The organism is Enterococcus sp. ZJ1622 (assembly GCF_011038845.1).
GTDB lineage: Bacteria > Bacillota > Bacilli > Lactobacillales > Enterococcaceae > Enterococcus_B.
The window spans coordinates 14,715-39,326 of record NZ_JAAKDW010000003.1; the positions used below are offsets into that span (position 1 = coordinate 14,715).

The following is a 24,612-nucleotide window of genomic DNA, read 5'->3' on the forward strand; positions in this document are numbered from 1 at the left end:
TACGAAGGAGGGAAACCAACGTGAGTTATCGTAAACTAGGACGCACATCTAGCCAACGTAAAGCGATGTTGCGTGATTTAACAACTGATTTATTAATCAATGAACGTATTGTGACTACTGAAGCTCGTGCGAAAGAAGTTCGCTCAACTGCAGAAAAAATGATCACTTTAGGCAAACGCGGAGACTTGCATGCACGTCGTCAAGCTGCGGCTTTCGTACGTAATGAAGTTGCTAGCGTACGTGAAGAAAATGAGGATGTTGTCATTGAATCAGCTTTACAAAAACTATTCAACGACATTGCACCTCGTTATGCTGAACGTCAAGGTGGCTACACTCGTATCTTGAAGACAGAACCAAGACGCGGTGATGGTGCACCAATGGTTGTATTAGAACTTGTCTAAAATCACACTAATAACATCACTTTATAGATGATTCATTTAGAGTGTTATGATGTTGGAAGTTACTTTTCCGAGTCTAGCTCAGCGCTGCTCCTCAAGCTATTTTAGTTTGGGGAGTATGCACTCATCATAAAGTGTTTTTTTATACCTTCAATTAACTGTCTTGACAGATTAGCTTGAAGGTATAAAAAAACATTTTAAACGAACGAGAAATAATTGAAAATTTAGTCTTTTTTTGATAGTGTTAATAGGAACTTTAGGAAGAAGGAGTAATCATGGAGCCAATTATTGAATTAGAAAAGATTAATTACAAATACCAGCCCGATGATCTTCGTCCAGCATTAAAAGATGTCTCCTTTACGATCAATAAGGGAGAGTGGATTGCGATTATTGGACACAATGGTTCAGGGAAATCTACACTTGCAAAAACAATCAACGGTCTGCTCCTGCCAGAATCAGGATCTGTGAAAGTCGGAAACCAGACACTCAATGAAGAGAATATTTGGACGATCCGCCGAATGGTCGGGATGGTCTTTCAAAATCCGGATAATCAATTTGTTGGTTCGACCGTAGAAGATGATGTAGCCTTTGGACTTGAAAACCAAGGTATACCTAGAGAGGAAATGCTTGTACGCGTGAAAGATGCTTTGGAGAAGGTAAGAATGTCTGATTTTGCTGCTAGAGAACCTGCACGTTTATCTGGCGGACAAAAACAGCGTGTCGCTATTGCTGGTGTAGTCGCTTTGCGTCCGGATATCATTATTTTAGATGAAGCAACAAGCATGCTTGATCCGGAAGGTCGGGAAGAAGTCATTTCTACGATCAAGAAAATCAAAGAGGAAAGCCAGCTAACAGTCATTTCGATCACGCATGATATTGACGAAGCTGCAAATGCCAATCGTATCTTAGTGATGAAGCAAGGAGAACTGGTCCAAGAAGGTGCCCCTGGAGAGATTTTCTCAGCAGGCCCTGAATTGATCAATCTCGGATTGGACCTGCCATTTCCTGAAAAACTAAAAAATGCGTTGAAGCAGCGAGGAATCGATGTACCTAATGAATATATGACCGAAGAAAGGATGGTGGACTGGTTATGGACATCCGTTTTGAACAAGTAGATTTTACGTACCAGCCTAATACCCCTTTTGAACAAAGAGCGTTGTTCGATATCAACCTGACGATTAAAGAAGGTAGTTATACTGCTCTTGTCGGTCATACAGGAAGCGGGAAATCGACCCTCCTTCAACATTTGAATGCGTTAGTCAAGCCGACAAGCGGAACAGTTCATATCGGTGACCGCTTGATTCAGCCGGATACCGATAACAAGAATCTGAAACCGATACGAAAAAAAGTAGGAATCGTCTTCCAATTTCCAGAAGCACAACTGTTTGAAGAAACAGTAGCAAAAGATATCGCTTTTGGACCTAAAAACTTTGGCGTCAGTGAAGAAGACGCACAGCTACTGGCGAAAGAAACACTTCAGCAAGTAGGCTTGGATGAAAGCTATTTGGAGCGGTCCCCATTTGAACTTTCTGGCGGACAAATGCGTCGGGTGGCGATTGCCGGCGTATTAGCTATGAAACCAGAAGTACTTGTATTGGATGAGCCGACAGCTGGACTTGACCCGCAAGGCAGGAAAGAAATGATGGAAATGTTTTTGCGCTTGCACAACGAGCAAAAGATCTCGATCGTTTTGGTCACTCACTTGATGGATGATGTCGCAAATTATGCTGATTTCGTTTATGTACTGGAAAAAGGAAAGATCGTTGAGAGTGGTCGCCCTCATGAAGTTTTCCAGCATCTTGACTGGTTGAAAGAAAAGCAGTTAGGGGTACCTACTGCGACTGAATTTGCGGAACAGCTGGCTGCAAAAGGCCTTCATTTTTCAGAACTGCCTCTTACCGCGGATGAATTGGCAGACGAGATCGCACGTTTAGCTGGAGGGACTGCGTATGATGAATAAATTGATATTTGGACGCTATATGCCGGGAGATTCTCTGATCCATCGACTTGATCCTCGTGCAAAGCTATTAGCCAGTTTTTATTTTATCGGTATCATTTTTTTGGCCAATAATTGGGAAACCTATCTTTTATTGGCTGTGTTCACCTTGATTTCTGTCTTCCTATCAAAAGTGGATATGAAATTTTTTATTCGAGGGATCCGTCCATTGATTTGGCTGATTCTCTTTACAGTAGCGCTTCAAGTACTGTTTACAAGTGGCGGTGATACATATTGGAGCTGGGGTGTTTTTAATATCACTGAATTTGGTGTGATGAATGGATTGTTCATCTTTTGCCGATTTGTGCTGATCATCTTTATGTCTACTTTATTGACATTGACAACACCGCCTTTGGATTTGTCAGATGCGATCGAATACTTGCTTCGTCCGCTAAAAGCCGTTCGTTTTCCCGTCCATGAGATTTCGCTGATGTTGTCGATCGCACTTCGCTTCGTTCCGACTTTGATGGATGAAACGGAAAAGATCATGAATGCGCAGCGTGCTCGCGGTGTAGATTTTGGAGAAGGAAGCCTGATCCAGAAAATGAAGGCTGTCATCCCATTACTGATCCCTTTGTTTGTCAGCAGCTTCAATCGAGCAGAGGATTTAGCGACTGCCATGGAAGCAAGAGGCTATCAAGGCGGAGAGGGAAGGACGAAATACCGAGTCCTACATTGGCATAATCGTGATACGGCAGTGCTGATTGCTTTTGCGGTGCTAACTGTGTTATTGATTTTTTTGAGAGGCTAAGATAAGGGAGCTGTGACAAAAGTCTTGTCACAGCCTCTTTTTCCGAATAAACGGTGTTTCAAAGACAGCCTATCGGAAATAAGGCTGGACAGCTTTTTCACAACCTCTTCTTTTTGTCTGCAACTCCCGATATTCAAGTATGAGGCAAAGGGCGATCAACGCACTTTTTCCAAAATAAAGGAGAGAAATAAATGGTACGTTACAAAGCAGTTATTGCGTACGATGGTACAAATTTCAATGGGTTCCAAAAACAGCCGAATGGACGCACCGTTCAAGAAGAGCTGGAAAAAACACTGAAAAAAATGGCAAACGGTACAGAGATCACCGTATTCGGTTCAGGTAGAACAGATGCTGGTGTCCATGCAATGGGGCAGGTGATCCATTTCGACTATCCTGAGGAACGACCGTTAGAACGAATGCGTTTTGCGTTAGATACACAGTCGCCAGAAGACATCGCGGTGAAAAACGTCGAGATCGTTTCGGATGCTTTTCATGCTCGCTATCTTGTCAAAGAAAAAACTTATCAATTTCGAGTAGATATCGGTAAACCGCGTAGCCCTTTTAGACGCTATTACGCCAGTTATTATCCTTATCCTCTTGATTTAGAGAAGATCCAGCGGGCATTGCCTGATTTGCTAGGGACGCATGATTTTACTTCGTTTTGTGCATCAGGAAGTTCGATCGAAGACAAAGTACGAACGATCTATGAGGCGAAGATGCAAGTCAATGAAGCAGGCGATGAGCTTTTGTTCACTTTCCGCGGGAACGGATTTTTATATAAAATGATCCGGATACTCGTTGGTACATTATTGAAAATAGGGAATGGACGGCTCCCAGAAGACTGTATCCCTGAAATCATTGCCAAGAAAGACCGCAATGCAGCTGGACCAACTGCACATCCGGAAGGGCTGTATCTTTATGAAGTAAAATATGAGTAAGGGACTTTGATAGAAAGATTCAGAATTGGAACAAAAAGGATGACTCAAAAAAGCAGGCGAAGTTTTCGCTTAAAATAAAAAATGGAACGCATTTCAGCTACCAGAACTCTGGTAATTGAAATGCGTTCCATCTTTTTTTATCTTCTTCTTCGGCGTCTATGACTGTTTTTCGGTTCTTCGATTGCTGGATCGATTCTTCCATAAAACGGTCTCTTTTGGCTAAGATACCAACTATAGAGGACGAATAGGGCAATACATAGAACAAAGAGAATTGCTCCTGGCTTAAAGCCTTTTGGTAAATAGCTGAAAGTCACTTTATGCTTGCCAGCTGGGACATCTATCATCACGAAAGCATCTTTGAAACTTTGGACTTTGACAGGTTTACCGTCTATTTTCGCTTGCCATCCCTGATCGTAAGGAATGGTCGTGACAAGCATGCTGTCTTCTGGACGATCGACTGTGCCAGAAGCTGTGCGCCCAGTCGTTGTCATATCGACGCCATTTTCCTTGATCTGGTTCATGGCCGCTTGATAAGCAACAACGTCTAAACCAACGACTTGGGGCTCCATGAAGCTGACATCCTTAGTTCCATAAAAACTTGCAGTAAAGGTGATGGTCGTATCTTGCGGATAATAACCTAAATCATAGTATTGTCCAGAAATATTGATCTGGGTCTTTCGAGAAGTCCCATTGACGATGATCGTGGCTGTCGAGCTTTCCAATTGTGCAAAGTTCGTAGGGAATAGACTCAAGTAGGCTTGTGTATTCGCAGGTACACGGACTTCCCAAGTCAGCTCTTTCGGCTGGTTGACCTTTGCTTCGGAATACGTGACGCCAGTCGTTGTTTTGGTGATCGTTGTATTCAACTGTTTTGTCAATGTCGGCTTGTAGAAAGTAAAGTACTGTTCATTCAAGCCGGAGAGACCGTTGATCAGATTGGTCTGACTAGTTAGATTGTCTGTCAGCGGCTGCTCGATCTCATTGATTGTCGTTGGTGCTGTAAAAGCAAGTGGCAGTGCATTGATATTTTTATATAAAGTATAATCGCCGCTTTGATCTGCCTGACGGAAACCGTATTTGCTGAAGGTACTGTCATTTTTGGCGATATTGTATTTGATGCCGGTAAATCCATCCATCAGCAAAGTATTATTGTTATAACGGATATTCAGATTCGTGCCTCTCGAACGGAACCCGAGCGTATCAAGGAAAGAAGATGAATTACGATTCCTGATCGAAGAGAACAGACTGATCCCGCTATAGCCGTAATTGATCGAATCATTTGGAGAAACAGGGTCAAGATTTTCTAGACGATAGAAAGTATCAGAATCTTTTTTTGTCTTTTCGACCAATGTTTTCAATTCTGGATAAGGTTCGGTATACAGGCTGCGTGAGGCGTAGTTCCAGTCATCTAAGATCCCGTGAATCATGCTATTCGTATTTACTGCCGCTTCTGCCGACATGATCAATAGCAACAGGACACTGAGATGCTTGAACAATCGCTTGTCATGCAGGAAGAATCCTACGGTACAAGCATAAAGCCCCAAGAAAACGATCGTTAGAACAAACGAAGTCGTCGTAACATACGTGTAGCTTTCCGCAGGCTTAAGCCCCCATGCAGCTGCAAAAATCGTTCCTAGAATCAAAAGGATCCCGATCAGCAAGTTGCGATCTTCTTCTTGCACTGTTTCCCATCCTTTTGCTGCAAGCAGCAGAACAAGGAAAGAAAACAGATAGGAGTAACGGAACAAGAACATGTTTGGTGCATGCATCCCATGCCAGAAAAGATTCAATGGAACGAGATAGAAACTTGCGATCAACAAAGCAAACAAACTGCCGAACAGAAACTTGTTTTTCAATGGGATCTTCCGGCTGACAAAGTAGAAAAGACATAAAACTAAAGGAAACAATCCGGCATAAATAAACGGAATCGAACCATATTTAGTCGTATCATAGACGCCGACCATGTTCTTCATGATCAAGTCCAAATAAGAAGTAGCTTCTGTTTTCAGCGTAGTGATCTGTGTCAGAGCTTCCCCGTTGGAACGAAGATCCAGTACAGCCGGCAGAATAATGATCATCGATGCCCCGCCAGCAAGTAAAGAGGTGATCCCATAAGGCAGGATCGATCGTTTGTACCACTTCCAGTTAGTCAGCAAGCGAGCAATAAAGTACAGGAAGGAAAAGACCCCGATCATAAAGCCCATGTAAAAGCTAGACAAGAACAACAGCAGATAGCTGACGAACAATAGTGTTGGCCGCTTCTGATCCATGACCCGATGAATGCCCAAGATGATCAATGGCAGATAAACGAATGCGTCTAACCACATGATGATCTCAGAATGAGCGGTAATAAAGGAAATGGAAGCATAGCTGACGCTAAGGGCGACATGTCCCCAGCGAGGTATCTTGAACGTTCGTGCGAGAAACCAGAAAGATAAGCCGGCACAGCCTACTTTGAGCAAGGTCAAAAAGTAAAGTGCATCTGGCATCATCTGATTTGGAAAAAAGAGAACGAGCGGAGTGAAGATCCCTCCAAGATAATAGGAAATCAAAGAGAGATAATTCAGTCCTAGCGATGCGTTCCATGTATAGAAAATGCTTTGTTTCCCTAGCAGCATATTGCGAAAGCTTGCATGAAAATTTGAGAATTGAGAAAAGGCATCACTTGCAAGGATACTTCGACTGCTTCCGGGATAGATTCCGATACTCAGATAGACAAGTGCAAGAATAACGAATGGAATCAAAAAACTGGCAGCTGCATAATAGCCGTTTTCTTTGAAGAATGTTTTTATCTTGTTTTTCATTTTATTTCCCACCAAATTTCTATGAATATGAAGCTGTATCCAGTTTATCACATCTAGGATTTTCTCCGCTTAAAAAGACTTCACTTTTCACAGAAAAATAAAATTTGAGTATAAATAAATTCACATTTCGTGACGAAAAAAGGTTGTGACAGAAGTGGGAAGCTTCCAGAAATTTCGACTTATTTTCGAAGAAGCTATTTCTGGAACACCACTTATTCGAAAAAAAGAGCTGTGACAAGTCTTTTGTCACAGCTTCTAAAAACGGCTCTATTATTAAGATAAGTAAAAAGAATAAAAAAACCGTCCACGAACTGAACGGTTCAGAGTTTATTCAATTAAACGCGTTCAACTTTTCCTGATTTCAAAGCACGAGTTGACACCCAAACTTTTTTAGGTTTTCCGTCGACCATCACGCGAACTTTTTGTAGGTTAGGTTTAACAGTACGTTTTGTTGAGTTCATAGCGTGTGAACGGTTGTTTCCACTTTTTGTCTTACGACCTGTAAAGTAACAAACTTTTGCCATGTTTATTTCCTCCTTTGCCTTGATTTGGAGCAATAGAATAATTCAGCTCATACCAGACTAACATATCATATAGGGTGGAAATTTGCAAGTATATTTTCAGAGATATAATTGACAACTAAAGAGAATAATTGTAAATTATACAGGGTTATTCCTAAATTTTTCAAGGGTTTTTGAGTACTTTTGGGTAACTGCCTTTTATTTCAAGGTGTGCTATGATAAAATATGATAGAAGAAAAATGGGAGTATTTTACCCGTTAAGGAGGCTCATTCATGGCTGTAAAAATTCAAACGTCAGCTGGAACCATTGAAATTACCAATGATGTGATTGCAACAGTTGTTGGGGGCGCCGCTACAGATGTGTTCGGTGTTGTAGGAATGGCCAGCAAGAATCAAATCAAAGATAATATTACTGAAATTTTGCGTAAAGAAAATTATTCTCGCGGAGTAGTTGTCCGCCAAGAAGACAATGGGATCGCTGTAGATGTTTACACGATCGTCAGCTATGGAACAAAAATCTCAGAAGTTTCTCGCAATGTCCAAGAAAAAGTAAAATACAACTTGGAGGCATTACTTGGTGTTGCAGCCAATTCAGTCAATGTCTTCGTACAAGGTGTTCGTGTACTGCCAGACTAGGCAGGAGACTGGCTGGTAACTCAGCGGTCGATCTGAAGGAGGATTATCTAGGTGAGTGTAACAGAAATAAGCGGAAGCCAGTTCCAGGAAATGGTTCAGGCAGGAGCGAATCGTCTGCAAATCAATGCAGAGTACGTCAATTCGTTAAATGTATTCCCGGTACCCGATGGTGATACTGGTACCAATATGAATTTATCAATGACTAGCGGAGCGAAAGCAGTAGTAGATTCGACTTCCGATAAAGTCGGAGAATTAGCAGCGTTGTTGTCAAAAGGACTGCTGATGGGCGCTAGAGGAAATTCCGGTGTCATTTTGTCCCAGTTGTTCCGAGGATTTTCAAAACAGATCCCGGATGTGACAGTGCTGAATGCTGCAGATTTAGCTGCGGCTTTTACTCATGGTGTTGAAACTGCCTATAAAGCAGTGATGAAACCTGTGGAGGGAACAATCCTGACGGTGGCTCGCGAAGCTGCAAAAGCAGGCGAAAAGAAAGCAAAATCTACGGATGATGTCGTCGAAGTAATGACAGCTGTCGTTAAGGGCGCAAAACGCGCTTTGGCAAAAACGCCCGATCTACTTCCAGTATTGAAAGAAGTCGGTGTGGTAGACAGTGGCGGGCAAGGTCTGCTGTTTGTTTATGAAGGATTCTTAAGCGCATTGAATGGCGAATTCCAAGCAGATGACGTCTACGAACCATCTCCAGCAGAAATGGATGATATGGTCAATGCAGAACATCATCGCAGTGTACAAGGCCAGTTAGCAACAGAAGATATCCATTACGGCTACTGTACGGAAATCATGGTGAAAATCGGCGAAGGTCCAACAGTAGACAGTACTTTTGATTATGAAGAGTTCCGTAATTATTTAGATGCTTTAGGGGATTCTCTTTTAGTCGTCAATGATGATGAGATCATCAAAGTCCATGTCCATACTGAAAACCCAGGTGAAGTACTGAATTACGGTCAAAAATTCGGTTCATTAGTCAAGATCAAAGTCGATAACATGCGTTTGCAGCATGAAACGATCTTGGAGCATGACGAAGAAGTCAACGAATTTGCACATAAAGAGACACCACGTGTGCCTTATGGTGTCGTAGCAATCGCAGCAGGCCAAGGAGTTCAAGAATTATTCAAGAGCCTAGGCGCCAATTATGTCATCAGCGGTGGTCAAACGATGAATCCAAGTACGGAAGATATCGTGAAAGCCATCCAGGAAGTCAACGCAGAGAAAGTACTTGTTTTGCCGAACAATAAAAATATCTTCATGGCAGCTGATCAAGCCGCAGAAGTGGCAGATATCCCTGTAGCGGTTGTTCCATCAAGAACGATCTCTCAAGGACTGACAGCCATGTTGTCATTCAATGACCAAGCATCTCTGGAAGAAAACAAACAAACGATGACAGAAATGTTGTCAAGCGTGGTCAGTGGACAAGTCACACATGCGATCCGTGATACATCTATTGATGGTGTGAAGATCACAGAAGGGGACTTTTTAGGAATGATCGATGGGAAAATCGTTCTTTCCAACCCGGATATCACTACAGCATCTTTAACAACACTTGAACAAATGATTCATGAGGATACAGAGATCGTGACAATATTAGCTGGTGAAGAAGGTACAGTGGACCAAGCAAAAGCTTTTGCAGCTAATCTGACAGAAAAACATCCAGATCTGGAAATCGAAATCCATCAAGGAGATCAGCCTGTTTATCCTTATCTGTTTTCTGCAGAATAAACGATCCTGACGCAGAAAAGCTTGTTAGAAAGGACACTCGGTTAACGATCGGTTTTGATCGTTGACCAAGTCCTTTTTTTGTTAAAGGAAAGGAGGGAATTAGATGCGTTCTTTAACAGATTCTGTGACGCTGCTGGCAGGTGTGGGTCAAAAAAGAGCGGAAAGTCTTGCTAGTTTGGGCATACATACAATAGAAGATTTGTTGACGTATTATCCTTTTCGCTACGAAGATATCCAAGAGAGAAATCTGAACGAGATCCAGGATCAGGAAAAGGTGACCTTGAAAGGATTAGTCGTATCTCCACCTGTGATGAGCCGATTCGGTTATAAAAAAAGCCGGCTGCAATTTCGGATGATGCAGGATCACGCAGTTTTCAATGTTTCTTTCTTTAATCAGCCTTACCTCAAAGACAAAGTCATTCTTTCGGAAGAAATTGCTGTCTATGGTAAATGGGATGCCAAGAGGAAAGCGTTGAACGGGATGAAAATCCTCGGTTCTCAGACCTTAGATGATTTTTCGCCCATTTATCATGTGAACAAATCGATTCGTCAAACGACGTTGGTCGATTTGATCAAGAAAGGCTTTGAAGAGTACGGGGAGCTGTTGGAAGAAAATCTTCCATTGTCTCTGGTTGAGAAATATCGGTTGCTCGATCGTCCAACGGCTGTGAAAAGCATGCATTTCCCGAAGAATCACGAAGAAAATCATCAAGCGAAGCGACGCATCGTCTTTGAAGAATTCTTTTTATTCCAAATGCGTCTTCAAGGACTGAAAAAAGCAGAAAAATCTGAACTGAATGGATTAGAAATCTTATATGATGTCCAGAAACTAAAAGCATTTACCCAAAAGCTGCCGTTCGAGCTGACAGATGCACAAAAACGAGTCACGAATGAAATCTGTCGTGATCTGAGAAGTCCGCAGCATATGCAACGACTGCTGCAAGGAGATGTCGGGAGCGGGAAAACAGTCGTTGCAGCGATTGCCTTGTATGCAACGGTCACCGCTGGTTTTCAAGGCGCTTTGATGGTCCCTACAGAAATCTTAGCGCAGCAGCATATGGAAAGTCTCATGCAATTGTTTGATCCAGAAGAAGTGACAGTGGGCTTATTGACAGGTTCGACAAAGACAAAAGAACGACGCGAGCTACTCGAAAAACTGGAAAAAGGAGAGATCGATGTCGTGATCGGGACTCATGCTTTGATCCAAGACGGCGTAGAATTCAAACATCTGGGTCTCGTCATCACAGATGAACAGCATCGCTTCGGTGTGAACCAGCGAAAAGTATTAAGGGAAAAAGGATGGCGACCAGACGTCTTGTTTATGACAGCTACACCGATCCCGCGAACACTTGCGATCACAGCATATGGTGAGATGGATGTTTCGATCATCGATGAACTGCCTGCCGGAAGAATCCCGATTGAGACGCGCTGGGTCAGGACACCGCAATTGGACAGTGTACTGGACTGGACAAAAAAAGAACTTGCTCGTGGGCATCAGATGTATGTGATTTGTCCATTGATCGAAGAATCTGAAGCGTTGGATGTAAAAAATGCTGTGGAAATCTATGAAAAACTGCGTGACCTCTTTGCACCTGAATATGAAGTCGGGCTATTACATGGTAAAATGAAGAATCAGGAAAAAGAATCGATCATGGAAGCATTCAAAGACAACCAAATGCAAATCCTGGTTTCAACGACGGTCATCGAAGTCGGTGTCAATGTGCCGAATGCTACAGTCATGCTGATCATGGATGCAGATCGATTCGGTTTAGCACAGCTCCATCAGTTGCGTGGACGTGTGGGACGAGGAAGCGAGGCATCTTATTGTGTGTTAGTCGCTAATCCCAAGAATGAACTCGGGGTCGAACGAATGAAGATCATGACTGAAACGAACAATGGTTTCGTTTTGAGTGAAAAAGACTTGGAGTTACGCGGACCCGGGGAAGTTTTTGGTTTCCGGCAATCCGGCTTGCCGCAATTTGCCATTGCGGATTTGGTTGCAGATGGGAACATACTCGAAGTAGCAAGAGAAGAAGCAGCTGAGGTCTGGCGAATGAAAAACTGGCAGTTACTGCCGGAATACCAACCTTTGGTAAGCAGCTTGCAGCTGGACGATCAAGATAATCGTTATTTTGATTAACAGACTGTGCTATACTTTAGGTGATGACGGAAAAAGGAGTGGGAATAATGAAAATTGCCGTAGATGCAATGGGCGGAGACCACGCACCACAAGCGATCGTGGAAGGTGTGGCTTTAGCACAGCAAGATTTCCCTGAAGTAGAATTCATACTTTACGGAAAAGAAGCTGAAATCAAAAAATACTTGAAAACAGAAAAGAATATCACTATCGTCCATACTGATGAGAAAATCAATAGTGATGATGAACCAGTGAAAGCGATCCGTCGAAAGAAAACAGCCTCCATGGTGCTTGCCGCACAAGCGGTGAAAAATGGAGAAGCAGATGCCGTTTTTTCTGCGGGGAACACAGGCGCGCTTCTTGCCGCTGGATTGTTCATTGTCGGACGGATCAAAAATATCGAACGCCCAGGATTGATGTCTACTTTACCCGTAGTTGGGAAAGCAGGAGCTGGATTTGACATGCTTGATCTTGGAGCGAATGCGGAAAACAAACCTGAGCATTTGCTGCAATATGGCATACTTGGCTCATTTTATGCAAGAAAAGTGCGAGGTATCGGACGTCCGAGAGTTGCTTTACTGAATAACGGTACAGAAGCGACAAAAGGCAGCGAAGTCACAAAACGTGCATTTGAGCTTCTCCAGAATGAAACAAGCTTGAATTTCATCGGAAACGTAGAAGCTCGTGAGCTGCTGAATGGCGTAGCAGATGTCGTCGTGACAGATGGCTTTACAGGAAATGCGGTGTTGAAGTCTATTGAAGGCACAGCAATGAACATGATGGGCTTGCTGAAATCAGCTATCTTAAATGAAGGCATCAAAGGAAAAATGGGTGCGATGCTGTTAAAAGACGGATTACGCTCATTGAAATCAGAAATGGATTACTCCAAACATGGCGGAGCTGTTTTGTTCGGCTTGAAAGCACCAGTTATCAAAACCCATGGTGCAACAGGTCCTGATGCTGTCCGCTATACGATCCGTCAAATCCATACGATGCTTGAAACAAACGTCGTTGGACAATTAGTGGAGCACTTTGAAAAAGTAGAAGAATAAAGGTACTTTGCTGTCAGAATAGACTTGCATTGAAAAAAAGGTGGACATTCCTGAAAAATGCCAGTAAAATTAGCCTTGACGAAGGTAGTGTACAATTCTTGGAGGTGAAAAAATTGACTCGTGAAGAAGTATTTAACAAAGTAGCGAAAATTATTTCAAACCATTTTGAAATAGATACAGATAAAGTCACAGATGAACTGAACATCAAAGACGATTTGAAAGCTGATTCAATTAGTATCATGGAATTCGTTCTGGAACTTGAAGACGAATTCGGTACAGAAATCTCTGATGAAGATGCGGAACAAATCGAAACAGTTGGCGGCGCAGTAGACTATATCAGCAGCCATCTAAAATAAGCAGTTCTTTAACATACACGAAAAAAGAGCGGAGAAGTCGGCCTAGACTTCCCCGCTCTTTTTTCTTTTTTATCTGTTTTTCTTAGAATACATACTTTTCTGACAATTCTGGCAATATTTCGAAATTATGTTGCAAAGTAAAGCGGTTTTCTATATAATTATTAATAATATATTACACTTTGTTAAGAATAAACTTTGTTATAAAACGTTTTATTCTGTGTAATACTATTTTTTTATTAAGAAAAACTTCCGTTAAGGGAGCAGAGGAGGTATTCGATTGTCGGATAATCAATTATTAGATGTTCAGAACCTACATACAGGCTTCCGTCTTAAAGACGAATATTACGATGCAGTAGATGACGTTTCCTTTACTTTGGATAAAAACGAGATCTTAGCGATCGTTGGCGAATCCGGTTGCGGTAAAAGTACATTGGCCACCACTATCATGGGGTTGCTTGATCCTAACAATACAAAAATCACAGGTGAGATTCTTTATAATGATTTGAATCTGATCGATCTGAACGAAACCCTGTACAATAAAATCCGCGGGAACGATATCGGCATGATCTTCCAAGATCCGTTATCTGCATTGAACCCTCTGATGAGAATCGAAGACCAGATCAAAGAAGGACTTTCTTATCATACTAAAATGAATGCAGAACAACGTCAGGCTAGAGCTTTAGAATTGCTGGAACAGGTAGGAATCCCCAATCCTGCAAGGGTCGGACGCCAATATCCTCACGAACTGTCAGGCGGTATGAGACAACGTGTGATCATTGCCATCGCTATTGCATGCAAACCTCCAATCGTTATCGCAGATGAACCAACGACCGCTTTAGACGTAACTATCCAAGCCCAAATCCTTGATTTACTGAAAGATCTACAGGAAGAAACAAAAACAGGGATCATTTTGATCACGCACGATCTAGGTGTCGTAGCTGAGATGGCCGATCGTGTAGCCGTCATGTACGGTGGACAATTCGTCGAAGTCGCAGGAGTACAAGAATTGTTCGATCATCCTCGGCATCCGTATACTCGTTCCTTACTGAATTCGATTCCGCAAGAAGGAAACCATGATGCAGAACTGCATGTGATCGAAGGGGTCGTTCCTTCCTTGAAAAATATGCCGCGTAAAGGTTGCCGCTTTGCTCCCCGAATTCCTTGGATCCCAGCAAGTGAACACGAAGAAAATCCGGTCCTTCATGAAGTTGCACCGAATCACTTGGTTCGCTGCTCGTGTTACAAGCATTTCCACTTTAGAGACGAAAAAGGAGAGGTGTAGATGTCAGAATTAATCACAATCAAGGATTTGAAAGTTCACTATCCTATTCGCAGTGGATTCTTTAACCGTGTGACAGATCATGTCTATGCAGTAGACGGTGTGGATTTCATTATCGAAAAAGGGAAAACATACGGCTTGGTCGGCGAATCCGGTTCAGGGAAATCGACAACCGGTAAAGCAGTCGTCGGGTTAGAAAAAGTCACATCTGGTGAGATTATCTATGAAGGAAAAGATGTCACACATCGAAGCAACCGAAAAAAGATCGGCTACAACAAAGATGTGCAGATGATCTTCCAAGATTCCATGTCCAGCTTGAACCCTAAAAAGCGAGTGTTGGATATCATCGCAGAGCCGATCCGTAACTTTGAACGCCTGAGCGATCAAGAAGAAAAGAAAAAAGTCAAAGGCTTACTGGATATTGTCGGTATGCCGGAAGATGCATTATACAAATATCCGCATGAATTCTCCGGTGGTCAGCGTCAGCGTTTAGGTGTTGCTCGCGCAGTTGCGACGAATCCCAAACTGATCGTGGCAGACGAGCCGGTATCAGCGCTGGACTTATCTGTTCAGGCACAGGTACTGAACTTTATGAAACGTATCCAGCAGGAATTCGGACTCAGTTATTTATTCATCTCTCATGACTTAGGTGTCGTGAAACATATGTGCGATAATATCGCCATCATGTATAAAGGAAGATTCGTTGAGATCGGTACGAGAGAAGATATCTATAATGATCCGCGCCATATCTACACAAAGCGCTTGCTTTCAGCTATTCCGCAGATCGATGTGGAAAACCGGGAGTTGCATAAAGAGACTCGACGTAAAGTTGAACGGGAGTATATCCAGAATCAAAAGGAATACTACGATGCAACAGGTCGAGTATATGATCTGCGTACAATCACAACTACGCATAAAGTAGCTTTGAAAGATGGAGGTGCGAGCTAATGTGGAAAACGATTCTGCGACGTATACTACTGATGATTCCACAAGTCATTATTTTGAGTATATTGATTTTTTTACTAGCACAAGCGATGCCGGGTGATCCATTTACCGGGTTGATCAATCCAAACCAGGATCCGGCTGTGATCGAACAGATGAGACAATCAGCTGGTCTGAATGATCCTTGGTACGTTCAGTATTTTCGATGGATCGGGAATGCGTTGCAAGGAGACTTTGGTCAAAGTTTCTTGTATAAACGGTCAGTAGCCGATCTGATCGGTGAACGGATCATCAATACACTTTATTTATCGATCTTGACGGTCGTTATTACTTATTTGATTGCTGTTCCTTTAGGGATGCTGGCAGGCCGTTACCAGAATTCGATTTTGGATAAGATCGTTGTGATCTATAATTTCTTCAGTTTTGCGGTTCCGTTATTTATCTTTGGTCTGATCATGCTGTTTGTTTTCGGCTATCGTCTGGGCTGGTTCCCGACAAGCGGTTCACAGACACTTGGTTTGGAAGGCGGATTCTTCGCACAATGGGTCGATCGTTTGAAATATATTCTTTTACCATCGATCACTCAAGCATTTTTAGCAACAGCAGTGACGATCCAATACCTTCGAAGCGAAGTGATCGATTCGAAGTCGCTTGATTTTGTTCGAACAGCCCGATCAAAAGGGGTGCCGACGAATAAAGTGTTCAGTCGTCATATTTTCCGAAATGCGGCTTTGCCGATGGCTTCACAGATGGGTTATGAGATCACTTCCTTGATTGCTGGTTCAGTCGTTATTGAAAAGATCTTCGGTTATCCGGGTGTCGGGAAACTGTTTATTGATTCCATTGGTCAGCGCGACTACACAGTGATCACATCCTTAGTACTGATTTTAGGAATCGCTACGCTAGTGGGTACTTTGCTGTCAGATATCATCATGAGTATTGTAGACCCGCGTATTCGAATCCAATAATAATCGGACAGAAAGGAGAATGGATCAATGAGTGAGAAACAGAACACAGCCGCAGCGGTTCAGGAAAGTATCCCACCAATGGGCATACGAATGATTGCACGGGAATTCAAAAAAGATAAAATAGCCATTTTTTCATTAGGCTTACTAGTTATTTTGTTATTGACGATTTTCATCGGTGCTATCATCATCGATCAGGACAAGGTGATGTATGTCAGCATCTTTGACAAATATGCAGCGCCGGGCGCTATTTCGACAGAAGGACAAAAGTTCATCCTAGGTGCAGATGAAGGTGGTCGGGATGTGTTAGGCCAGCTGATTATCGGTGCGAGAAACTCCGTACTGATCGGTTTTGCCATCACGATCATTACTTCGATCATCGGGGTAGGTCTAGGGATCGTTTCCGGATACTACGGAGGGATCATTGACAACATCATGATGCGTATCGTCGATTTTATCATGATTTTACCGATTATGCTGATCATCATTGTTTTTGTATCGATCATATCAAAATACAATGTCTGGTCTTTCATCATGATCATGAGTGCGTTTTATTGGGTAGCAAAAGCCCGATTATTCCGAAGCAAGACGTTATCAGAAGCAAGACGAGATTATGTCAGTGCTTCAAAAACGATGGGAACAAGTGATTTTAAAATCATGTTCCGTGAAATCATGCCGAATCTGAGTTCGTTGATCATCACAAACTTGACGATGAACTTTGCGGCAAATATCGGGATCGAGACAACTTTGACTTTCTTAGGGTTTGGATTGCCAGCAAATGTCCCAAGTTTAGGTACATTGATTGGTTATGCAAGTAATGGTGAAGTCTTAGTGAATCGACAATGGATCTGGTTACCTGCATCAATTTTGATTTTGGTATTGATGTTGAGTATCAATTATGTTGGACAAGCATTCAAGCGTTCTGCAGATGCGCGCCAACGATTGGGATAGAAGCAAAGGGGGAAAAAGGAATGAAAAAAACGATTTTTGGATTTGCAGCAATGCTGTCCGTGCTGGCTCTTGCAGCGTGCGGAGGCGGTAGTACAGATTCTTCTGGCAGTAAGTCAGCAGAGAACAACGAACAAAAAAACTTGTCGTTTCCGATCGCCACTAAAAACGATGGTGACGCGATCAAGGATGGCGAACTGGAAGCAGCAGTAGCAACAGACAGCCAATTCAAAGGGTTGTTCCAATGGGAGTTTTACCAAGATGCTTTTGATAGAGCATTCATGGAACCTTCTCATGAGCCATTATTCTCAAATGACGACAGCTTCAAAATCACTGATGACGGTGCAGCGACACTTGATTTAGACCAAGAAACGAAAAAAGCTACGATCAAAGTGAAAGATAACGTCAAATGGTCAGACGGCAAAGATGTAACAGCAGATGACGTGATCTTCCCATATGAAATCATTGGTCATAAAGACTATACAGGGATCCGGTATGACGATACGTTCCGTAACATCGTAGGGATGGAAGAATATCATGACGGAAGTGCAGATACGATCTCAGGGATCAAGAAAGTCGATGACAAAACAGTTGAGATTGAATACAAAGATGTCAATCCAAGCATGCTGCAGTCAGGTGGCGGTATCTGGACTTATGCAGCACCAAAACACACATTGGAAGGTGTTGCGATCAAAGACATGGAATCAAGCGACCAGGTTCGTAAAAATCCAGTGACATTCGGTCCTTATTACATGAGCAATATCGTTGCAGGTGAATCAGTAGAGTACTTGCCGAATGAGTATTACTGGAGAGGTACACCAAAACTGAAGAAGATCACGATGAAATCCGTGCCGACTGCCAGTGCAACAGAAGCATTGAACTCGAAGCTTTATGATATGATTTTCCAAATGCCGACGGATACTTATGATACGTATAAAGATATTTCCGGCTATACAAACTTAGGTCGTGAACAAACATCTTATACGTATATCGGATTCAAATTAGGTAAATGGGACAAAGAGACTAAGAGTGTCGAATACAACCCGGATTCAAAAATGGGTGACAAGTCTTTACGTCAAGCAATGGGCTACGCATTGAACAACGATGCAGTAGGTGAACGTTTCTACGCTGGTTTGAGAAGCAACGCGACTTCATTGATCCCTCCAGTATTCGAAGCTTACCACGATGGCGATATGAAGGGATACACAGAAGACTTAGACAAAGCGAAAAAATTGTTAGATGACGCTGGCTACAAAGATGTAGATGATGACGGATTACGTGAAGACAAAGACGGGAACAAGCTGACCATCAACTTTGCTTCCATGTCAGGTGGAGAAACAGCACAGCCATTAGCAGATTACTATATCCAGCAATGGAAAAAGATCGGTTTGGATGTGAAATATACGACAGGACGTCTGATCGAATTCAACTCATTCTATGATAAGTTAGAAAATGACGACCCAGAAATCGATGTTTACCAAGCAGCTTGGAGCACAGGGACAGATCCAAACCCAATCGGACTTTGGGGACCAAATGCGGCATTCAACTACACTCGTTTCGAGTCAGATGAAAACACGGAATTGATCAATGACATCAATTCAAGTAAAGCATTTGATGAAGAGTACCAAAAAGAAGCTTATAAAAAATGGCAGGAATATGCATTTGAAGAAGCATTTGCGATTCCAACATTGTTCCGTAACGAAGTATTACCAGTCAATGATCGTGTCAAAGATTGGAACTGGTCATATGATGAACCAAATCCATGGGCGAATGTTTCTGTGACTGCAGATTCACGTTCATAATAAAGAATGAATGACCGGAAAAGGGTGGACTGCCTTTTTCCGGTTTTTATATATAAAACGAATATAGATAAAACAGACGTTACTTTCCTATTTATTTAGAAAGACCAACTAGCCACAACCATTAGATCACTAGGATTATTAAAGCTTTACTTACCTTTCGTTCGAACCATTTCAAATTTAACCAAAAACCAGTATAATAAGGAAGTATTGAAAAAATAGCCATAAAAGGAATGTGGAAAATGGACAACCAGCTGACAAAAGAGTTAAAAGAAAAGTATAATATCGTTTTTCACGATCTAAGTTTGCTTGAACAAGCGTTTACCCATTCATCCTATGTGAATGAGCATCGCAATTTGCAGTTATCTGATAATGAACGACTTGAATTTTTAGGAGATGCCGTTTTAGAATTGATGGTCTCAGAATACTTATATCGTTTGTATCCAGATATCCCGGAAGGAAAGTTGACGAAAACACGAGCTGCGATCGTTCGCGAAGACAGCTTGTCAAAATTTGCCAAAGAATGTCACTTTGATCAGTATATCATGTTGGGCAAAGGAGAAGAAAACTCTGGAGGACGTACGCGCCCATCACTTCTTTGTGATCTATTCGAAGCCTTTTTAGGTGCATTGTACCTCGATCAGGGATTCGAAAAAGCCCATGCCTTTATTGAACAAGTGATCTTTCCAAAGGTTGAAGCAGGTGCTTTTTCACATGAGATGGATCATAAAACAAAATTGCAGGAAGTCCTGCAAAAATCAGGAGATGTATCGATCGAATATCGGTTGATCAACGAAGAAGGTCCAGCCCATGAACGAGTTTTCTGGATCGAAGTTTATGTCAACGACCAATTGATCGGGACGGGACAAGGAAAATCGAAAAAATTAGCAGAACAAGCTGCGGCGGAAAATGCATTAGCAGCACTGTAAAAGTAAGTGAGGGAAAGCTTTCGTGTATTTGAAACGAATTGAAATAGCCGGTTTTAAATCATTTGCAGACAAGACGGTCATTGATTTTGAGAACAGCGTCACTGCGGTAGTCGGACCAAACGGCAGCGGGAAAAGCAATATCACAGAAGCGATCCGCTGGGTATTAGGCGAACAATCAGCTAAAAGTCTGCGCGGCGGGAAAATGCCAGATATCATTTTTGCCGGTTCAGACTCTCGCAAACAGCTGAACGTTGCAGAAGTCACCGTGATCTTGGACAACACGGATCATTACTTGCCGCTGGAATACAATGAGATCAGCGTGACGCGTCGCTATCGCCGAACAGGAGAAAGCGAGTTCTTTATCAATAAGCAGCACTGCCGATTGAAGGACATCCAAGAATTGTTCTTGGATTCAGGTTTGGGAAAAGAATCGTTCTCGATCATTTCTCAAGGGAAAGTCGAAGCGATCTTTAGCAGCAAACCGGAAGATCGCCGCGGTATCTTTGAAGAAGCTGCAGGCGTTTTGAAATATAAACAGCGGAAGAAAAAAGCAGAACAGAAACTTTTTGAAACAGAAGACAATCTCAGCCGCGTCCAGGATATCATCCATGAATTGGAAGAGCAGTTAACTCCTTTGGCCGCCCAGAGTGAGGCAGCAAAGGAGTTTTTACGGTTAAAAGAAACACTGACTCAAACCGATATCTCTTTGATGATCGCAGAAATCAAAACAGCTAAGACAAACTGGAACCAAAAGCAGGAACAATTGAAGGAGTTCAATCAAGAACTGGAAAAATTGACTGCCGAGATCCAAGAACAAGAGAAAACATTAGCTACACAGCGCAAACAAAACGTTCAGACGGACCGGCTGATCGAAAAGAACCAGCAAACACTTCTGGGACTTTCAGAAAGTCTGAAACAAACAGAAGGACAAAAAGACGTACTTCTAGAACGTACGAAACATACGCAGAAAAGCTCGCAGGAGTATCAGGCTTCTCTTGCTGAGGCGAAAAAGAAAGTCAAACACTTTGAAAAACTGCAAGAAAGCTTGAACAAAGAAGTAGCGGAAAAAGAATCAGAGATCCAAACAGCTGAGACGCATTTGATGCACACACAGCAGGAGTTGGAAAAATACCAAAAATCGACAAAAGAGCTGTTAGCAGAACTACGGGATCAGTATGTTGATTTGATGCAAGAACAAGCTGAGGTCGGGAATGAACTGAAATATTTAGACCGCCAATATCAGCAGGAAACATCAAAAAGCCAGCAGACACTAGCTAAGCAATCAGAAGTGGAAGCATCCGTCACGCAATTGGCAGCCCAAAAAGAAGAATTGACACAACGTCAGAATAAGCTGCAAGCATCTTTAGCAAAAGCAAAAGAAAAATTGGAGCAGATCCAGTCAAACGGCAAAAAACTCCAAGAACAATTGGCTCAAGAACAGCCGAAGATGTATCAGCTGATGAATCAAGTCCAACAACTGCGTGCACGCCAAAAAAGCTTGCAGGAAATCCAGGAAAATTATTTTGGATTTTATCAAGGTGTCCGGTTGGTCTTGCAGCATAAGCATCAGCTTTCAGGGATCGTCGGTGCGGTAGCTGAGTTGATCGATGTGCCAGCAGATTTCACGTTAGCTGTCGAAACTGCTTTAGGGGGAGCTGCGCAGCATATCATCGTTGAGAATGAAGTAGACGCACGTCAAGCCATCACTTACTTGAAGCAGCAAAGAGGCGGGCGAGCAACTTTCTTGCCTTTGACAACGATCAAACCTAGACAGCTTCCTGCACATATTCTGACACAGGCAGCTTCTGTAGAAGGATTCATGGGGATCGCAAGTGAGCAGATCACTTTTCCTGATCAAATCCAGACAGTCGTCCAAAATCTATTGGGCACGATCCTTTTCGCTAGAGATCTAGAGAGCGCAAATGCGATCGCTCAGACGATCCGTTATCAGTACCGTGTCGTTTCTCTTGAAGGAGATGTGATGAATGCGGGCGGTTCAATGACAGGTGGAGCAAACAAACGAGGGAACCAAGGCAGTCTATTCGCCCAGAATCAAGAATTGAAACAGCTGACAAGTGAATTTGAACAAGCAGATCGGAAACTCCAGGATCAAGAGAAAAAGGTTCAGGAAATCCAGCAGGAAATCACCATCTTAGGCGAAGAACAAGAACAATTACGCGCCCAAGGAGAGCAGCTGAGATTTGAAGAACAGGAAGTGACGAATCAGCTCCAAAATGTGGCCAATGATCTCACACGTTTTGAAAAAGAAAAACAAATCTCGACCTTCGAAACGCGAGAGTTGCAGCAGTTCATCGAAAATTACCAAAAGCAGAAAACAGAATTGACTGCCAAGCAAAGCGAATTGGAGCAACAGCGTCAATCGATCGATGAAGAAATCAAGACGCTTAGCCAAGAAAGCGATCAGATGGAAGCAAAAAGAGCACAGGTACAAGCACGAAAAGCACAGGAACAAGCTGATCTTGCGGTGCTTAAGGAGCAGTTCAATCACCTACAGATCCAGCTTCGCGGCGCACGTGTCCAAAAAACAGAGGCATATGAACGTCAAGAAAGCTTGGAAAAACAATTAGCTGCATTGACTGCGGATTTCACAGACCATGAAGTGACCGAAGAAAGTCTCGACAAAAAAATCGAAGAGCTGTCAGCCAAACGAAGAATGCTAAAAGCAGAACTTGAAGAAGCCAAAGCGGATCGTGATGCGCGGCAGGTCGAGATCGACAGACTGGAAGCGGAATTAGCGAAACAGAACAGTCAGCAAAAAGCACGATTGACAGAACAGTCAAAATTAGAAGTACAAAAAGATCGTGCAGAAATGGTTTTGGATAATCACTTGAACTATTTGCAGACTGAATATCAGATCAGTTTTGAAAAAGCGGTCCAAGAGTATCAGGAAACAGAAAACATCGAAGAAAGCCGAACCACAGTCGCTTCATTAAAAGCACAGATCGATGAACTAGGACCAGTGAATCTAAGTGCGATCGAGCAATACGATCAGGTCAGCGAACGCCATACTTTCTTAGCTACGCAGCGAGACGATCTGCTTTCGGCGAAAAACCAGTTGTTTGAAACCATGGATGAGATGGATGATGAAGTACGTACGCGTTTCAAAGAAGTATTCGAAGCGATCCGACAAGAATTCAAGGTAGTCTTTCCGAATATGTTCGGTGGCGGACGTGCAGAGCTTGTATTGACCGACCCAACAGATCTTTTGAAAACCGGGATCGAGATCGAAGTGCAGCCGCCTGGCAAAAAATTACAAAGTTTGAGCCTGCTTTCTGGTGGGGAACGTGCATTGACTGCGATCGCGCTGCTCTTTTCTATCATTCGTGTCTGTCCAGTACCGTTTTGTATTCTGGATGAAGTAGAAGCAGCTTTGGATGAAGCCAACGTCAAGCGGTTTGGCCGTTATTTGAGTGACTTCCAGGACGATACTCAATTCATCGTGGTCACGCATCGAAAAGGAACGATGGTAGCAGCAGACGTGCTTTATGGCGTCACGATGCAAGAATCCGGCGTTTCAAAAATCGTTTCTGTGCGGATGGAAGACATCAATGAAGAAGGAAAATTGAGCGAAACGAAAGTGTAGGAAAAAAGTATGATCAAATTAGTGGCAATCGATTTAGATGGAACCTTATTGAATGAAGAAAAAAAGATCTCAGAAGAAAACAAACAGGCATTGGCAAAAGCCAAAGAACAAGGCGTCAAGATCGTCCTGTGTACAGGGCGCCCGTTAGCTGCTATGGCTCATTATCTGCAAGAATTGGGTCTTGTAGACGAAGGTGATTTCAGTATTACTTTCAACGGCAGCCTTGTACAGAAAAACGATACAGGTGAGATCATCGAGAAGAAAGTGATGGAAGTAGCAGACATCCATCGATTGTATAAATTGGCTCAGCAATTGGAATTGCCATTGGATGTATTATCTGATAACGTGGTCTTGCAGCTTCCAAGTGCGCCGAAGAAGCAATCATTATATAATGTATTGAACAAATTATTGCAATTTCAGCCGGCGTCTTTATCAGACATCACTGATCAGTTTGTCTTGAACAAAGCGGTCATTGCCTATCCACAAGAAGAACTAGACCCTAAAATCAAAGAGATACCAGCTAGCTTCCATGAAAAATACGAAATCATCAAAACTCGTAGCATGTTGCTGGAATTTATGCCAAAAGGTGTCACGAAGGCTTATGGGATCTCTTTGCTGGCAAAAGATCTAGGGCTGGAAAAAGAAGAGATCATGGCGATCGGAGACGAAGAAAACGATCTGCCGATGATCGAATATGCAGGATTAGGTGTGGCAATGGCTAATGCTGTTCCTTTCGTCAAAGAAGCGGCAAACTATGTCACTGCAAGCAATGAAGAAAATGGCGTAGCTGAAGCAATCAAAAAATTTGTTTTGGAATAGGGGG

At 42.7% G+C, this 24,612-nt stretch carries 20 protein-coding genes; 18 read left to right on the forward strand and 2 right to left on the reverse strand.

Annotated features, from left to right (window positions below; genetic code table 11):
• Positions 1-20: 20 nt before the first annotated feature.
• The 5 genes from rplQ (at position 21) to truA (ending at position 4,083) form a co-directional block, all read left to right on the forward strand.
• The gene (rplQ, locus tag G7Y42_RS03375) at positions 21-401 is read left to right on the forward strand and encodes a 50S ribosomal protein L17 (RefSeq protein WP_165003965.1); all 381 of its coding nucleotides are present in this window, start codon (positions 21-23) and stop codon (positions 399-401) included.
• 272 nt (positions 402-673) lie between these two features.
• Positions 674-1,513 (forward strand): energy-coupling factor ABC transporter ATP-binding protein, encoded by an 840-nt coding sequence (locus G7Y42_RS03380; RefSeq protein ID WP_165003967.1) that lies wholly within the window; start codon positions 674-676, stop codon positions 1,511-1,513.
• Positions 1,489-2,358 (forward strand): energy-coupling factor ABC transporter ATP-binding protein, encoded by an 870-nt coding sequence (locus G7Y42_RS03385; RefSeq protein ID WP_165003969.1) that lies wholly within the window; start codon positions 1,489-1,491, stop codon positions 2,356-2,358. Before G7Y42_RS03380 ends, G7Y42_RS03385 begins: the two co-directional genes overlap by 25 nt.
• Positions 2,348-3,145, forward strand: coding sequence for an energy-coupling factor transporter transmembrane protein EcfT (locus G7Y42_RS03390; protein ID WP_165003971.1), 798 nt, complete (start codon positions 2,348-2,350; stop codon positions 3,143-3,145). The genes G7Y42_RS03385 and G7Y42_RS03390 overlap by 11 nt, the downstream gene beginning before the upstream one ends.
• A 191-nt stretch (positions 3,146-3,336) precedes the next feature.
• A complete protein-coding gene (gene truA / locus G7Y42_RS03395) occupies positions 3,337-4,083 on the forward strand; it encodes a tRNA pseudouridine(38-40) synthase TruA (protein ID WP_165003972.1) in 747 nt (248 codons plus the stop codon).
• Positions 4,084-4,220: 137 nt separating this feature from the next.
• Here truA and G7Y42_RS03400 read toward each other — a convergent pair whose 3' ends face one another.
• Both G7Y42_RS03400 and rpmB read right to left on the reverse strand, forming a co-directional pair.
• Positions 4,221-6,887 (reverse strand): YfhO family protein, encoded by a 2,667-nt coding sequence (locus G7Y42_RS03400; protein WP_165003973.1) that lies wholly within the window; start codon positions 6,885-6,887, stop codon positions 4,221-4,223.
• 335 nt (positions 6,888-7,222) lie between these two features.
• Positions 7,223-7,411 (reverse strand): 50S ribosomal protein L28, encoded by a 189-nt coding sequence (gene rpmB, locus G7Y42_RS03405; RefSeq protein ID WP_002290463.1) that lies wholly within the window; start codon positions 7,409-7,411, stop codon positions 7,223-7,225.
• Positions 7,412-7,681: 270 nt separating this feature from the next.
• On the opposite strand from rpmB, the gene G7Y42_RS03410 reads away from it, so the two are divergent.
• The 13 genes from G7Y42_RS03410 to G7Y42_RS03470 all read left to right on the forward strand — a co-directional run bounded on the left by G7Y42_RS03410 (position 7,682) and on the right by G7Y42_RS03470 (position 24,608).
• Positions 7,682-8,044 carry an Asp23/Gls24 family envelope stress response protein gene (locus G7Y42_RS03410; protein WP_165003974.1) on the forward strand — a complete coding sequence of 121 codons (363 nt, stop codon included), beginning with the start codon at positions 7,682-7,684 and terminating at the stop codon, positions 8,042-8,044.
• Positions 8,045-8,095: 51 nt separating this feature from the next.
• Positions 8,096-9,778 carry a DAK2 domain-containing protein gene (locus tag G7Y42_RS03415; RefSeq protein WP_165003975.1) on the forward strand — a complete coding sequence of 561 codons (1,683 nt, stop codon included), beginning with the start codon at positions 8,096-8,098 and terminating at the stop codon, positions 9,776-9,778.
• 103 nt (positions 9,779-9,881) lie between these two features.
• Entirely contained in the window at positions 9,882-11,918 is a 2,037-nt protein-coding gene (gene recG, locus G7Y42_RS03420; RefSeq protein WP_165003976.1) for an ATP-dependent DNA helicase RecG, read from the forward strand.
• Positions 11,919-11,965: 47 nt separating this feature from the next.
• Positions 11,966-12,967, forward strand: a complete 1,002-nt coding sequence (gene plsX / locus G7Y42_RS03425; RefSeq protein WP_165003977.1) for a phosphate acyltransferase PlsX — start codon at positions 11,966-11,968, stop codon at positions 12,965-12,967.
• A 113-nt stretch (positions 12,968-13,080) separates the two neighbouring features.
• Entirely contained in the window at positions 13,081-13,323 is a 243-nt protein-coding gene (gene acpP / locus G7Y42_RS03430; protein WP_002294295.1) for an acyl carrier protein, read from the forward strand.
• A 277-nt stretch (positions 13,324-13,600) separates the two neighbouring features.
• Entirely contained in the window at positions 13,601-14,605 is a 1,005-nt protein-coding gene (locus G7Y42_RS03435; RefSeq protein WP_165003978.1) for an ABC transporter ATP-binding protein, read from the forward strand.
• On the forward strand, positions 14,606-15,550 hold the full coding sequence (locus G7Y42_RS03440; protein ID WP_165003979.1) for an ATP-binding cassette domain-containing protein: 945 nt from the start codon (positions 14,606-14,608) through the stop codon (positions 15,548-15,550).
• Positions 15,550-16,512: an oligopeptide ABC transporter permease gene (gene opp4B / locus G7Y42_RS03445; protein WP_165003981.1), complete on the forward strand. Its 963-nt coding sequence runs from the start codon at positions 15,550-15,552 to the stop codon at positions 16,510-16,512. The genes G7Y42_RS03440 and opp4B overlap by 1 nt, the downstream gene beginning before the upstream one ends.
• Before the next feature lie 27 nt (positions 16,513-16,539).
• Positions 16,540-17,460, forward strand: coding sequence for an ABC transporter permease (locus G7Y42_RS03450; protein WP_165003983.1), 921 nt, complete (start codon positions 16,540-16,542; stop codon positions 17,458-17,460).
• A gap of 20 nt (positions 17,461-17,480) precedes the next feature.
• Entirely contained in the window at positions 17,481-19,259 is a 1,779-nt protein-coding gene (locus G7Y42_RS03455) for an oligopeptide ABC transporter substrate-binding protein (RefSeq protein ID WP_165003985.1), read from the forward strand.
• Between the two features lie 239 nt (positions 19,260-19,498).
• On the forward strand, positions 19,499-20,185 hold the full coding sequence (gene rnc, locus G7Y42_RS03460) for a ribonuclease III (protein ID WP_165003987.1): 687 nt from the start codon (positions 19,499-19,501) through the stop codon (positions 20,183-20,185).
• 22 nt (positions 20,186-20,207) lie between these two features.
• Positions 20,208-23,789 carry a chromosome segregation protein SMC gene (gene smc / locus G7Y42_RS03465; RefSeq protein ID WP_165004004.1) on the forward strand — a complete coding sequence of 1,194 codons (3,582 nt, stop codon included), beginning with the start codon at positions 20,208-20,210 and terminating at the stop codon, positions 23,787-23,789.
• 9 nt (positions 23,790-23,798) lie between these two features.
• Positions 23,799-24,608, forward strand: coding sequence for a Cof-type HAD-IIB family hydrolase (locus G7Y42_RS03470; protein WP_165004007.1), 810 nt, complete (start codon positions 23,799-23,801; stop codon positions 24,606-24,608).
• Positions 24,609-24,612: the final 4 nt, after the last annotated feature.